The organism is Dyadobacter sp. UC 10, from assembly GCF_008369915.1.
In the GTDB taxonomy this organism is placed as follows: Bacteria; Bacteroidota; Bacteroidia; order Cytophagales; family Spirosomataceae; genus Dyadobacter.
In genome coordinates, this window is record NZ_VSRN01000001.1 from 5318356 (window position 1) to 5333233 (window position 14878).

General features: G+C 46.0%; 12 protein-coding genes. 5 read left to right on the forward strand and 7 right to left on the reverse strand.

Features of this window, described 5'->3' with window-relative positions:
• Window positions 1-10: 10 nt before the first annotated feature.
• Together FXO21_RS22035 and FXO21_RS22040 are read right to left on the reverse strand one after the other, a co-directional pair.
• Window positions 11-664, reverse strand: a complete 654-nt coding sequence (locus tag FXO21_RS22035; protein ID WP_192579296.1) for a hypothetical protein — start codon at window positions 662-664, stop codon at window positions 11-13.
• A 4-nt stretch (window positions 665-668) separates the two neighbouring features.
• Window positions 669-1172, reverse strand: a complete 504-nt coding sequence (locus FXO21_RS22040; protein WP_149642104.1) for an RNA polymerase sigma factor — start codon at window positions 1170-1172, stop codon at window positions 669-671.
• A gap of 419 nt (window positions 1173-1591) precedes the next feature.
• Between FXO21_RS22040 and FXO21_RS22045 the strand changes: the two genes are divergently transcribed.
• The 3 genes from FXO21_RS22045 to FXO21_RS22055 all read left to right on the forward strand — a co-directional run bounded on the left by FXO21_RS22045 (window position 1592) and on the right by FXO21_RS22055 (window position 7244).
• Window positions 1592-4948: a SusC/RagA family TonB-linked outer membrane protein gene (locus tag FXO21_RS22045; RefSeq protein WP_149642105.1), complete on the forward strand. Its 3357-nt coding sequence runs from the start codon at window positions 1592-1594 to the stop codon at window positions 4946-4948.
• A 6-nt stretch (window positions 4949-4954) separates the two neighbouring features.
• The gene (locus FXO21_RS22050) at window positions 4955-6736 is read left to right on the forward strand and encodes a RagB/SusD family nutrient uptake outer membrane protein (protein ID WP_149642106.1); all 1782 of its coding nucleotides are present in this window, start codon (window positions 4955-4957) and stop codon (window positions 6734-6736) included.
• A gap of 166 nt (window positions 6737-6902) precedes the next feature.
• A complete protein-coding gene (locus FXO21_RS22055) occupies window positions 6903-7244 on the forward strand; it encodes a hypothetical protein (RefSeq protein ID WP_149642107.1) in 342 nt (113 codons plus the stop codon).
• Window positions 7245-7285: 41 nt separating this feature from the next.
• Here the strand turns inward: FXO21_RS22055 and FXO21_RS22060 are convergent, their stop codons facing one another.
• The 4 genes from FXO21_RS22060 to FXO21_RS22075 form a co-directional block, all read right to left on the reverse strand.
• The gene (locus FXO21_RS22060) at window positions 7286-8281 is read right to left on the reverse strand and encodes a GRP family sugar transporter (protein WP_149642108.1); all 996 of its coding nucleotides are present in this window, start codon (window positions 8279-8281) and stop codon (window positions 7286-7288) included.
• Window positions 8282-8535: 254 nt separating this feature from the next.
• Entirely contained in the window at window positions 8536-8781 is a 246-nt protein-coding gene (locus FXO21_RS22065; protein WP_149642109.1) for a helix-turn-helix domain-containing protein, read from the reverse strand.
• Window positions 8782-8784: 3 nt separating this feature from the next.
• Window positions 8785-9348, reverse strand: a complete 564-nt coding sequence (locus tag FXO21_RS22070) for a DUF2975 domain-containing protein (RefSeq protein ID WP_225865800.1) — start codon at window positions 9346-9348, stop codon at window positions 8785-8787.
• Window positions 9349-9411: 63 nt separating this feature from the next.
• Complete coding sequence (locus FXO21_RS22075; protein ID WP_149642110.1) at window positions 9412-11679, reverse strand: transglycosylase domain-containing protein; 2268 nt, start codon at window positions 11677-11679, stop codon at window positions 9412-9414.
• 167 nt (window positions 11680-11846) lie between these two features.
• On the opposite strand from FXO21_RS22075, the gene FXO21_RS22080 reads away from it, so the two are divergent.
• Window positions 11847-12482, forward strand: coding sequence for a hypothetical protein (locus FXO21_RS22080; protein WP_149642111.1), 636 nt, complete (start codon window positions 11847-11849; stop codon window positions 12480-12482).
• Between the two features lie 33 nt (window positions 12483-12515).
• The gene (locus FXO21_RS22085; RefSeq protein ID WP_149642112.1) at window positions 12516-12878 is read left to right on the forward strand and encodes a VOC family protein; all 363 of its coding nucleotides are present in this window, start codon (window positions 12516-12518) and stop codon (window positions 12876-12878) included.
• A 661-nt stretch (window positions 12879-13539) separates the two neighbouring features.
• On the opposite strand, the gene FXO21_RS22090 is transcribed toward FXO21_RS22085, so the two are convergent.
• Window positions 13540-14241: a hypothetical protein gene (locus FXO21_RS22090; protein ID WP_149642113.1), complete on the reverse strand. Its 702-nt coding sequence runs from the start codon at window positions 14239-14241 to the stop codon at window positions 13540-13542.
• Window positions 14242-14878 lie beyond the last annotated feature (637 nt).

Consider the following 14878-nt stretch of genomic DNA (forward strand, 5'->3'; position numbering starts at 1 on the left):
AAAAACCTTTTCAGGAGCGGGGACCTGTTGCAACATAACCCTCAATATCGCGTAGCATCGCTATGGATTTCATGACAGGTTCCCACTCTTTTCCACTGAAAATGTACCTGAACCACCGTTTTTCACGGTTTTCGTATTTAATATTAAAGAAAAGCCACAAGGCAGTTGCAACGAAAGCCAGCGTTATCGAAACCTGTAAAGCCAGCCAGACCGGATGCTCGTACATTTTTTCACTGATAGAAAAAGTCGTCCAGATCGGTGCGTGCAGAAACATGAGCCGGGAAATCAGTAGCGTGGAGCTTGTTAAGGATGCCAGGCGGTGCTGTGTTTCGACCAGCGGCTCACTGATATCGGTCTGAAAAATCAGTACAAGCTGGTAAACGTAAACGCCGATCACAAAAGCGAGCAATACCGCATGAATGAAGATCGACCACCAAAAAAATGCGCTGGCATACGAATAGGTCTTATATAATACAACACCCAGAAAGGTAATCCAGAGCACGCTGGCAATGATGATGAAAATCTTCATCGGCGCCATTGAGTTCATCAGCGACTTGATTTTAATGAGGGTAATGGCCTCCGCATTTTTCCGGTTCAGCGTCAGGTTCTCTTCGAGCTTCTTGTCATAGGACCGCCACATAGCGATCAGTTCGGTTTCTTGCATGGTATCAGGATTTTATGGTTGCAAATTTTTGTCTGAGTTGTTCTTTAATTCTCCCCACTTTCGTCGAAACATTGGAAGGTGAAATGCCGAGGATATCTGCGATTTCATGCTGGCTTCGTTCTTCCAGGTATAGCAGGATGAGCGCGCGGTCGAACGCTTTGAGTTCCCGGATAAACTGATGTAGCATTGACATTGCAGGTTCCGAGCCGGTTTCATCTGTTGTCAAACTGAATATCTCGCTCGTCAGCTCCTGACTTAGTTGATCCCTTTTTGTTTCTTTCCGGTAAAATGAAATGGACACGTTAAGTGCGATCCGGTATATCCAGGTGCTTAGCATGAACTGCTCATCATATTTTGGAAATGCGAGCCAGAGCTGCACCGTAATTTCCTGGATAAGATCTTTCCTGTTTTCCGGGTCGCGGCAATATGCGTTGGCTACTTTGTAAATAATGCCTTTGTTAGCCTCCATTACATTCAGAAAATTAGCAGTATCCCGTAAGAGGCGCATTGGCTGATCTGTTTGCTTGAAAAAAGGTAATGTTTGTTTTTGAGCAATTATTCGCAGCAACGACAAGAATGTCACACAGATGCGAAATATTTTTTTTAAAAACCGGAAATCATATCGTCTTACCTGTGCATTTTTCAATCAGTATATTCTTTTACGGCCGGGCTCTTAAATACAGAAAAAGTCACTCCTGAAATCTTCGTTACACCGGTTATGTCTGGCCCCTCCGCAGGCAATCTTATGTTATTTTATTGTTAAATGCGCAGCGAATGAAGGACTGCTTTCTGAGAAATATTCAATTTTGCAGGATTAGAAAACACAGCAGCGAGAGGGAAAAGTAAAGTGAGATGCGGCGCTGCTCCCAGGGAATTTACATTAACTCACCAAAACAATTTATTCTTTCAAAACAAATCTACCTGACTATGCATAGCTGCAATCACAGGTTGTTCCCATGCGGAAACACCTTACCCAAATCGCTCGCCCGGTTTGCGCTGATCACGCTGATCAGTGGCACCAGTTGGGCAAAAACGCCGACTGGGACTGATCTCGTCACCCGCCGGCCAGTTCTTTCATCCTTAAATCCTGGTTCGCAGGCCGATCGCCAGATCAAAGGAAAGGTGACGGATGGCGATACGCCCGACGGCCTGCCCGGAGTGAACGTTATTATCAAGGGAACCCAAACCGGAACCGTGACCGACGCCGGCGGGAATTATTCGCTGGATATTCCGGATGGAGGCGCAATCCTTGTTTTTTCCTATGTCGGCTATATCACTCAAGAACAGGAGACAGGCACCCGGAGCACCATCGATATTGCTTTGAAAGCCGATAACAAATCGCTGAACGAAGTAGTGGTGGTGGGTTACGGAACGCAAAAGAAAGTGAACCTGACAGGCGCGGTAGACCAGGTAGGTCAGGAAGTGCTTCGCAACCGCCCTATCACCAACGTAGCGCAAGGGCTGGTGGGGGCAGTACCGAACCTGAACCTGAAAATGCTTGACGGAAAACCGACCCAGTCGCCCGCATTTAACATACGGGGTACCACGTCCATCGGGCAACGCGGCAATGCGCTGGTGCTGATCGATGGGGTAGAGGCCGATCCCCGTTTTTTAAATCCCAACGACATTGAAAGCGTGTCGGTACTGAAAGATGCTGCTTCCGCTTCGATCTATGGGGCCAGGGCAGCATTCGGGGTGGTTTTGATTACTACCAAATCTGCATCGGAAGGCAAGACAACCATTTCGTATTCAGCTAATTATTCTATCAAATCGCCCACGGAAGTGCCCGACAATATCGTGGATTCCTATCCCTGGGCGCAAGGCTTCAGCGACGCCTGGTCGCGCTGGAACGATAATGGGAATACGCCGACTGCCATCAATAAAACCATCAGTTTTTCGCCGGCATACCTGGCCGAGATCAAGAGAAGATGGGAAGACCCTTCGCTGCCGCGTTTCGAGGTGGATCCCAACACCGGCGAGTACCAGTATTTTTACAGCACAGATTGGTATAGAGAATTATACAAGGAACGTTTCAGCGCACATGACCACAACCTGTCGATTTCAGGTGGTAACGACAAGGCTACGTTCCTGCTGAGCGGCCGCTACAACGGACAGGGCGGTTTGTTCAGGTATAATTCCGATGACTATAACATGTATAACCTTCGTGCGAAAGGAAGTATCCAGGTGACGCCGTGGCTGCGCATTGACAACAACACGGAGTATTCCACCATGAAATACCACCAACCGATCAATGTGGGTGAAGGAAGTGGTATTTACCGTAACATAGCCGATGAAGGACACCCGATGGCGCCAATGCTTAACCCCGATGGAACGCTTTCATTCTCTGCTGCTTACACGGTAGGGGACTACTACATCGGCAAAAACGGGATTGATAACACGCAACGCTTTTTGAAAAACAAAGTGGCCGCGAAAGCACAGTTTTTCGACAAAGCGCTTTCGGTACGCGCTGATATGACTTTCCAGAGTACGGATATCGGTTCCCAGCAAAATCGTGTGCAGGTACCTTACAGCCGCGCAAAGGGTGTAATCGGTTACACGGGAACGAATACCAATGATATCGAGGAGAGAAAACGGACCACCAATTACCTGGCCACCAACTTCTACGCCGATTATGTGAAGTCCTTTAACAATGCGCATAACTTCACTTTGCTGGCTGGTTTCAACTACGAGCAGTCGAATTACAGCAACCTTACTGCGAGAAGGAATGGGCTGGTGTATGCCGATGCGGATGATATAAACCTGGCTTTGGGCCAGAGTATTGTGACGTCGGGCGGTTTGCAAAAGTGGGCAATCGCGGGCGGATTTTTCCGGTTGAACTACAATTTCCGCGAGCGTTACCTGCTGGAAGTGAACGGCCGCTACGATGGTTCTTCCAAGTTTCCGACTGACCAGCAGTGGGCGTTCTTCCCGTCGGTATCGGCTGGCTGGAGAATTTCCGAAGAACCTTTCTGGAAGGTGAATCCGAATGTATTTTCCAATGTGAAACTGCGTGCTTCCTACGGTTCGCTGGGTAACGGTAATGTGGATCCCTATTCGTTTAACGAGAAATTCTCGATCTCGCAATCCGGCCGGGTTATCAATGGTATTCGCCCGCAGACTACCCGCCAACCGGGCGTGGTTCCCGACGGGCTTACCTGGGAAACTTCAACGACTGCCAACGTCGGCCTTGAATTCTTTACACTCAAGAACAAGCTTTCATTCACAGGCGATATGTACCAGCGCCGTACTTCGGACATGTTTACGGTAGGGCCGACAGTACCGAACGTATTTGGTATTGAAGTTCCAAAAGGAAATTATGCCGATTTGAAAACGACGGGCTGGGAGTTGAGCGTAAGCTGGGGAGACCAGTTCAATATGGGTTCGAAGCCTTTCAAATATGATTTGAAATTCATGCTTGCGGACTCCTGGGCGATCATTACCAAATATAACAATCCTGAGAAAAACCTGACGAACGTTAACAATCCGAACGAAAATGCGAGAGAGTTTTACGAAGGACAGCGCATCGGCGAGATCTGGGGTTATCAAGTGGAAGGGCTGTTCAGGTCGGACGCGGAAATTGCAGAATCACCTTCACAGGCCAATATCCCGAACACCAACACCCGGAAAAACTATCCGGGCGATATCAAGTTCAGGAACCTGGACGGTGACGACGTGATTTACCATGGTTTGAACAGGGTTGGCAATTCTGGCGACAAGACGATCATCGGAAATTCTGAACCGCGCCGCAGTTTCGGGATTAACCTCTCTGGCGACTGGAACGGCATCTTTGTCAGCGGTCTTTTCCAGGGGGTTATGAAACAGGATTGGTACCCTTCGGCAGAAGCGCGTTTCTGGGGACAATACAACCGCCCGTACAATGCATATCCGCGCTGGCACGAAGCCAATATGTTCCGTCCGGAACTGGGTAATTTCGATGCCTATCTGCCCCGGTTGGTCGGTTACACCGCACAGGGAACAGGCCGTGCCCTGCAGGTGCCAAACGACCGTTTTCTGCAAAATGCAGGCTATATCAGGCTGAGAAACCTGCAAGTTGGCTACACGATCCCGCAGCGTATCGTGGAGAAAATCCATGCGCGCGATCTGAAAGTGTATTTGTCCGCAGAAAACCTCTGGACCTGGTCGCCGATGTACAAATGGACCCGCGACACGGACGTGACCAATATCTACGGATCTGATCCTGACCTGAGCGGCGGGACTTCGGGAGACGGATACAATTATCCTATGCTGAAAGCGGTATCTGTTGGTCTGACACTAAACTTTTAATTGACTATGAAAAAGATCAAATACATCACCTGCACACTGGCTATTTCCCTTCTGCTAGGAACCAGCTCGTGTGATCTCCATGAAGTTCCGGTGGACACTGCCACCAACGCAGCTGTTTTCGGGTCAGAAAGCGGCCTGGAATTATATGCGAATTCTTTTTACGATATGCTGCCCAGTACGGACGTGGGCGTTTTTCAGGACGACGACGTTTCGGATATTGTGGCAAGAAATGGTGTCGACGATTACCTGGCAGTCGGCGCATTAAGTCCGATTACGAGCTCGGGGTGGAGCCTGGATAACTGGAGGCCGCTTCGTAATATCAATTACTTTATTGTAAATACGGAGAAAAGTACAATCGCAACCAAAAACCATTACCTGGGCCTCGCACGCTTTTTCAGGGCTTACTTCTATTTTGAGAAAGTAAAGCGTTTTGGAAACGTCCCCTGGATCGAAGCGCCGATCGACGTGACGGATATGGAAAAGCTGAATTCACCGCGCGACGACCGTTTTGGAGTAATGGATAAGGTTTTGGCAGATCTTAATTTCGCTATCGAAAACATCACGCTGACCTCCGATCCTTCGGTTACGCGTATTACGAAAAACGTTGCGAGAGCTTACAAAACGCGCATTTGTCTTTATGAAGCGTCGTTCCGTAAGTACCACGCCAGCTATGGCAAGCAATCGACAGCGAATGCATGGTATGAGGAAGTGGTAAAAGAGGCGAATGCGATCACCGGTTTTTCTCTGCACCAGGGTGCGTCGCTCGACCGGGCTTATCGCGAGATGTTTATTACACGTACGCCTTATACGGACGAGACGATCCTGTCTGTTGCATTGAGCGCGAGCTTACAGATTTTCAGCTCGGCCAACCGCCGGTTTATCAGTCCGACCTACGGTAACCGCCCGAGCCTTACCCGCCGTTTTGTCAATACTTACCTGAATATCGACGGGACACCTTTCACGGGCAAGGCAAGCTACCAGACAACTCCTTTCGTAGAAGAAGTGAAAAACCGCGACCTGCGCCTGAAACAGACGATCCGCCTGGGCGACTACACCAGGACAGAGAATGGGGTGCCGCTGGTATCGCCTCCCAACTTTGCACAAACCGTGACAGGCTACCAGCCGATCAAATGGTCGTACGACGAGCGTTTTCCCTATGATGACGAAAGCCGGAATGACAATGCGCATATCATTATGCGCTGGGGAGAAGTACTGCTCAATAAAGCCGAAGCACTGGCTGAACTGGATAAAATGACGGCGGCCGAATGGACCAATACCATTGGCGCGCTGCGCAAAAGAGCAGGCATTACAGGTGCAACGCTTACCACTTTACCGACCGTGGCAGATCCGTATATGGTCGCGTTTTTCGATGGCAAGTTTACCGACCCAGTCCTGCTGGAAGTACTGCGCGAACGTGGTACCGAAATGGTTTTTGAAGGACTTCGCCGCGACGACCTGATCAGGTGGAGGCTTGGAAATCTTTTTCAGAAAGCAACCATGAACGGAATTTATGTGAGCAAGCTGGGCGAGCACGACCTGAATGGGGACGGAAAGAATGACGTATATTTCTACCAGGGCACCAAGCCTACGTCCACAACGCCGGGCATTGCATTCGTAGATGTGACGGCCTCTGCGGCAGTCGGCAGGATACAGCTTTCAAACGGGACTTCCGGTGAAGTGATCTGGAACCCCGGCCAGCGAGAATGGCAGGATAAAAAATACCTTTACCCGATCCCGGAAGCAGACCGCAACCGGAACGAAGCCCTGGGCCAGAACCCAGGCTGGTAAAAAGCAGGATCGGGATTGTCGGAAAACGGCAATCCCGATTTTTTTAACGGATTCGATATTAAATGAGAAGGAAGAGAGAACTTAACTCTTTGTTAAATACTTCCAACCATCTTTTTATTAGTGAGGTCTTTGCAGTATTATTCAAATAGCGATCTATATGTGTTTCATGCGCAAAGCCCAATACTACTGCATCTTATTGCTCTTATTTACATCATGCTCCAAAAATAATGAAGACTGTGGATGTGATGGCTCAACACGCCGTATCCTCGAAAACCTGCAAGCCAGATACATTGGCGACGGTACTTTTGTTGTCCCGGATACACTAGCTCGTTACATGAGCGTGTATGCGTGTGAGGTGGATACTGCCTGGGAAATAAGTAAGGATGAAAAAAACTGGAATTATGTTATCTCGGGCAATATCAAAAACACGTGTCTGGGCCCTAATCCTGAGTTAAGGCTTCCGCCTCCGGGAGGCCCGATTCAGATTACTAATATCAAAAAGAAGTAAGTACTGGTCAAGAAATTTCTGTTGTTCCGTACATCCGGGAGTTACCGCGAAATGACAATCAGTATTAACCCTGAAAGAAATGCGATTAACATGATATTAAGTATAAGGGTGGTACCTTTTGGCGCGGTTTTGAATTCTTTCCAGAAATAAATACCCCAAACAGATGCGACAACGATTGCCCCGGATGCCAATCCATATGAAATTGCTGCTCCTGCTTTGTCGGAAGCAATAATGCTAAAAGACATTCCAATACACCATATCGAACCACCGGCAAAACCTAAAAGGTGATTTTTAACAGTACCTTTTAAATACCCGGAAAATTTAACGGGAATGCCAACAATCGGTTTCATCATCAGAAAAGTATTTAGAATAAGATTGCTCAATAAAAAACCGACGGAAAAAATGAACACAGCGGAATAAGGGCTGAGTTTTCCTTCAACCGGTATTTTAAAGTCCAGGAACATTGAGTTCGCCACATATTTAAAGAAAAGGCCCATTAAAATCCCACTGGCAATTGATATCAACAATCCTTTCATTGAGACGGATCCGGCGGTTGCCGACATACTCTTATAGGCAATTGTGTTTAATAGAATCGCAATGATAATCAGGAATACACCTAAGAAAAGAAGATTGGCATTTCCAATAGGTGAAGTGATGTAATTGACGATCACTCCAATTACCAGAGATAAACCGGAGCCGACAGAAAATGCAACAGAGATGCCGGCAATTGATACAGCTGTTATAAATAAAATGTTGGCTGCGTTAAAAATAATCCCTCCCAGCAGCGCATTGGCGATGTTTTCAATACTGGCTTGCTGCATATCGGCGATAAAGCTTCGCCCTTCAATTCCATGACTGCCTATTGTTAGTGCAAAAATTATAGACGTTATCAGTATTCCGAAGGCATAGTCCCAGCAAAATAGTTCAACTCTCCAATCCGGGCTAACGAGTTTTTGGGTGTTCGAACTGGAACCCCATGCAATCATCGTGATAAAACAAAAAAATACTGCCGTGGAATAACTCTCAATGATGAACATAAAATTTAACTGTTAAAATACGCTAACTGTTTTTCTGACAAACCAAAAAAAAGCCCTCTGTGAACAGAGGGCCAAGTGTATAAATCGAAAGATATATTACCAGGAAAGCCAGCGTCCACAATACCGGAATCGGATATTGTGCCACCAGAGGGAAATTGAAGAAACTGAATTTTGCATTTTCATGAACCGAATGTACGCACGATTTTAAATTTTGAAATATTGCAGACGAAAATTATTTTAAATGCTTAAATCGTTTAAGCCAGATTTAGCCGGGGATGGCCGCCTTTGTTCACTTCGTCACTTACGTATTCCAAAATATCACCTGGCTGGCAATCCAATGCTTTACAAATTGCGTCCAGCGTACTAAACCGAATTGCTTTTGCCTTACCCGTCTTCAAAATAGAGAGATTGGATAATGTTAGATCAACTCTTTCAGAAAGCTCATTCAGAGATATTTTTCGCTTTGCCATGATCACATCCAGATTCACAATAATCGGCATAGCTTAAACTGTTAAATCGTTTTCGCTTTGAATATCTATTCCTTTTTTAAAAATAGTGGCAATTACATAGATTACCGCCGCCATTAAAATAAATGCCTGACTATCAGCCCAGAACTGGTCCAGGTTTGCAGTATCAAAGCCACGATGCATTAAATTTCCTGCTGACTGTCGGGCTGCGTAACTTAAAAGCCCAATTGAAAGCGTGTAATAACTAATTTGTGAAATTTGTCGCGAAACGAAGCTATTGAAGGGTTTTGATAAATCAATTTTGCTCATCAGCATAATGACCACATAGAACAGGATGGCCTTTAAAATCGCAATGACCAATATGAAACTGTACATACTGAAAAAGGCCCATTTACTACGTTCATACAGTTCGCTTAAGTCCAGCTTTTGGTAAAGATTCCGGACAAATTCAGGTTTGTATAAACTGAAAATAAAATTAACTACCAGTCCACCGGCTTCAATGCACAGGCCAACGAAGATGACCCAGGCAACAATATACAAGCCTTTAAATACAAAGGTGTTACTCTTCGACATAATGGTTATGGTTAAGATCTGCCGCAAATTAACATATATTTGTTGTTTATCAATAAATATATGTTAACGGTCAATAAATTATTTTCTATATTAAAACTGAGCGCCTTCATCGGTTGAGGCATGAGGCGGGGTGTAGGTGCCGCTGGAATCTTTAAGTGATTCGTCACAAACAGGCGTGAAATTAGCGGGCTTGATAAAGGCAGCTTTCTTATATTGTTCCAATGTGCGGTCTGCATAAACGTTTTTCATATACATTCCCCAGGCCGGCAATGCTGCGTGTCCTCCCTGTCCGAGAGCCATTGTCCGGAAATGGATCTGCATATCCTCTCCACCAACCCAGATCCCTGAAACCAGATTTTGCGTCATACCCATGAACCATGCATCCGAATGATTTTGTGTCGTCCCGGTTTTGGCTGCAATTTCGTTTCCTTCCGTAACACCATAGGATCGCAGGCGGGCAGCTGTTCCACCGGGGTCTTCAACGGCCCCGCGCATTAAATAAAGCATGTTGTAGGCCATCAAATCACTTAACTCCTGGTTTTGCTTCGGGTGAAATTCCTGCAAAACATTTCCATTCCTGTCTTCAATCCGTAAAATGGCGAGCTGCTCGGTGCGGTAACCGCCGTTCGCGAAGGAGCAATAAGCATTGACCATTTCATATACCGAAACAGAGCTGATCCCCAGGCAAAGTGACGGCACTTCGTCCAGCTGGCTGGTAATACCTAATTTGTGCGCATAATCGGCGACGGTAGCAGGCTTGACCATCTGAATAATATTGGCGCTAATGGAGTTTACTGATTGTCCGAGTGCCTGGCGAAGTGTAAGTGATTGATAGGAATATTGGCTGGAAGGCGGGTTCCAGTTTCCTTCGACGGGCTGATCCGTAATGCGGTCACAGGGGGTCAGGTAATTCTTTTGCAATGCCGTAATATATACGAACGGCTTGAAAGTCGAGCCGGGCTGCCTGCGACCTTGTTTGACGTGATCATATTTAAAGTATTTAAAATCAACCCCGCCAACCCATGCTTTAATGTGGCCGCTCCGTGGATCCATCGACATCATTCCTGCGTGCAAAAAACGCTTGTAATACCGGATTGAATCAATCGGGCTCATGTGCATTTCCTTTTCCCCGTCGTATGAAAAAACTTTCATTTTATAAGGCTTGCGCATCACCTTCCAGGCTTCTGCTTCGCCGATATCTTTCTTTAATGCGATGAAATGAGGCAGGGATTTTACTGCCTTCTCTATAAATCCCGGTACCTCGCGGCCATTCGGGTAAGCCCACGGATTGCGACCCTTCCAATGCGCATCGAAAAGTCTTTGCTGCTCGCGCATATGTTCCTTCAGTGCAGTTTCCATATGCTGCTGCAACCGTGAATCAACGGTTGTATGAATACGTAACCCACTGGTTTTTAAGTCCAGATCTGTGTCGTTTTCTTCATTGTACAGTTTGATCCAGGCTTCCAGATAACCGCGCATGGATTCCTGAAAATAGGGAGCAAGTCCGGCATTGGGGCCATCCAACCTGAACCGGAGATCCAGTGGCTTGTCTTTCAGCGCATGAAATTCTGCTGCTGGCAGGTAATTATACCGGACCATTTGTGACATCACCACATTCCTGCGCCTGGTGGCATTAGCCGGCCGCCGCAAAGGATTGTGTAAGGAAGGGTTTTGCAGCATTCCAACCAGAAGTGCCGCTTCGGTCACTGTTAAATCGATCGGTTCCTTGCCGAAGTAACTTCTCGACGCAACTTTAATCCCGTAGGTGTTATTCCCGAACGAAACCGTGTTGAGATACATCATCATGATTTCGTTTTTGGTGTACTTCCGCTCCAAAATCACTGCCAGCATCCATTCTTTGGTCTTCATAATTACAGTGCCGACCAGAGGGATTTTACCGAGGACACCACGGTATTTTTTTGACCGGGTTTCAAAGAGATTTTTGGCAACCTGCTGCGTAATCGTACTTCCTCCGCCTGAACTCGAATTGCCGGTGAACACGCCTTTGGCTACACGCAACATGCTGCGGCCGTCAATTCCCGAGTGATTGGTAAATCGCGCGTCTTCGGTGGCTATCAATGCATGGATCAAGTTGGGAGAAAGCTGGTCAACTTCAATCCGCACCCGGTTTTCTGAGAAATACTTTCCAAGTGACCTGCCGTCTTCCGAGATCAATTCCGACGCTAATTCACTTTGCGGATTTTCGAGCATAGCCAAATCGGGCATGCCACCAAACAGCCACAGCAGATTAAACCTGACTGCAACGATGAAGAAGACCAGGAGGCCAAGAGATATGCCGGTAGTTTTCCAGATCCTGACGATTGTGCGTCTGTATCTGCCTGGCTGAAATTCGATCATGTGAAAATTATCTGGAAAGGGACGCAATTTAGACGGGAATGTCCACTTATAGAAACGATAATCTGGTGTTAATCTTTTGGGGCTGAGAGAAAAATCCGCAATAATGTAACCACGATTGACTTTTTGAAAATTATCCTATAATTTCCCCAAAGCTATAACCTTAGGTCATGAAAACACTTCTTCTGTTTTGCCCGATCCTGCTTTCGACAATGTTGAGCTGCCGGAAAGACGATCCCGCATTGAATCCTGAAATTGCAGCATCTCAAAAAATAGCTGCGCTTCGGGATCAGTTTCACGGAAAATATGGCGTCGTCAGTTCTGTCAGCAGTGAAGCTGTCGATCTAAATATGGATGGTGTAGCATCTACTGACTTGTTTCAGGAAATAGATATCCTGCCTTTTGAAAAGAATTATCACTTCAATGTGGAGGTGCGCATTTATGGTTTTCATCCATTGTCTGCCGGGCCGGTATATTCATTTAGTCAGGCATGGCCCGAACAATATATAAGCCTGAAAAGCGAACAATGGGCGGGTGGGCCGGGTTTGGATTACGACCCTGCATTACGGATTGATTTTTTGAGGCAAGGTACTTCGCGTTTGTTCAGGTTCGCTGAGGATCTGAAGTCGCTCCATGTGTTTCCAAATGACAAGGAAAATCCTTATCGATGGGTAAAACCCGAGTCGGTGACAGTGGACCCCATTGGCAGACTGGTTATTGTCAATAAACGGTATCTGTACACAAAAGAAGGGGCGAAACAGGTAACAATCACCTCTGTTTACGAACGCTTTACGAAGGAGACTTAGCGTAGAAACGAAGCTTAACTAAACTCAGAAAATATGACTTTTTTATCTTTGGAACCTTTTATTCCTTCCGGTAGCGACTTTCATAAATCAAAGCAACTATTTCAAGAACTTGGTTTTGAAATAGAATGGGAAGAAGGGGAACTCATTGGTTTTCGCAATGGCAGTTGCAAATTCATATTACAGAAATATGATAATAAGGAATTTGCTCAAAATTTGATGTTAGTAATCAAATTAAAGGATATTGATGGCTTTTGGAAGGACATAACTAAAAGAAATCTTCCGGAAAAGTTCGGTATTCCGCTTATTGGACAACCGACAGATCAACCCTACGGAAGAGAAGTTAATATTATTGATGCCGCAGGAGTTTGTTGGCATTTTCTCGAAGAGAAGGTATAGTTAATCGCCGTTGTGCGATCGAAATCTGAACAGTGCCTTGACAAAACCCTACTATTGATCTGCAATATTCTGAAGTTGCAGGCGGAGGGTTGATTTGTCGATGTTCTCATAGAGAGCGTCGACAACGCCATACTGCTCGTTATAATAGAAAGTAGCAGCTGTATTTCCGATTCAAAAAATTTCATCTCTTAAAGGAATTCTCTTTGGCTGTGGATATTTGGAGATGATCCTATGAATATCCTTCGAGCTGGTTGTATCTGAGAGCATGGACGTGATGTCTTTCAACTGTTTGTGCGTTACGATACAATATGCCGTATACCCGCTCGCTGGTTCCTGCCCATACACTAAAATGTTTTCCTTCTGATGATAGCCAGCGAACATATAAGGTCCATTATTTACGGCTGTTACTTCATAGTATGGACGATGTGGATACCAAAACCGTTTGTGTTCCACCAAATCGCCAAGTTTCTCGAAAGCGATGACATGACCTTTACCCACATTATCGATTGAAATGGTTTTCGTGTGGCAAGTCTTCCACCACAAGACACTTACAGCCAACAGTGCCAGGAAGCAAAGGCATGAGAGAATAATAGCCAACGTTCGAAGTACTTGCATTTTAGAGTTGCTTTATACCCTTTTCGCCTTAATACTATACAATGGATCAGTAGTTAATTTCTCTCTTGGAAATGTAAAGCGTGCCACGAAAATCATTGTTGTCGCAAAACTGGTCAGCGCCATTCTTTTCGCAAATAGGGGAAGATGCCGCTATATATAACCGTGATTTCTGGTCAAAATAGACGTTGTTTAAATTGTGGCGCTGTGGCAGGGTAATCTTGCGGCCGCTTTCGTTCTTGATCCCGAAGTGTGTCACACTGCCGTTGGAGACTAGTTCGTCTATGCTAAACCGGATTCCATTGCCGGAATATGCATAGTTGAGTGCAATTTTCATTTCCGGTTCATCCCCCCGCTGACTTAGCTTTTCCCAACGCATACCACCATCCAGGCTAAAAAAGTACGGACGGATTGCATAGCGGTTGCCTGGCTCGGCACTGCTGGTGGTTTCGGTATCCATGACGAAAAGTGTGTCGTTGCGAGTACCAAACCCAGCAAGGCCCACATTATTTTTGTAATCGGCCTGGGTCCAGGTCGTGCCTTTGTCACGTGTGTAATAAATGTGAAAACGGTCAGTAATGAGGAGTGTGCCATCGATATCACCGTATACAGCCTGAATCTGGCGGTTTTCAGGGGCGCGCAGGATATACCAATCTTTGTCTTCCAGCATACCGGGCAAAGGCAAATCCTTGTCATTGCGGCAAGCAACAAGCGACAATAGGGCAAACAGGACGATAAAAGATCTCTTCATAGAAACAGGAGAGCAAAAAGCGTGGTGTTCGTTACAATTTACTCTCTAATCTGTTATGAAGTTTTTTATTGAATGTAAATTAATTGTTAAGATTCGGATTTTAGTGAGGCAGTTTCACCAAAATGACCAATTATATATCAGGCAGCCAGTTGTTCGCCAACTTCCAACTTTCAGATTGCGTTCCTGAGGAAACTTCTTTCGTCGGTTCAGCGAAACGCTCGATATCCAAGTCAGGTGTTTGCGAAGCGCTTTGGACAATGCAAAGAAAGGGCGCTTTTTGTGTAGATTTACGGCGATAACAAATAGATAATGTCTGGATTTTTTAAAATACTACTTGCAATTTTATTGACATCAACCGGCCTATTTTCATGTATTAACCAACTCGGAATTGCTGGCCCAACAATAGGAGGAAAAAAACGGAAGGATAAAGTGGCCCCACCCTACGATTTTAGCAAGTCAATATTTGATTACCGAAAGGAGCGGGGATATTGGCCCAAATCGGAAATAGATTTTCTCGCATATAACCGTCAGGCAATTCAGAATTTATACATGGAGGACTTCAGTGACTGGTATCTGGGTAAGAGCAACGAAGATAGCCTGTATGTTCATTTCATACATGCTCCGGTAACCTCAAACG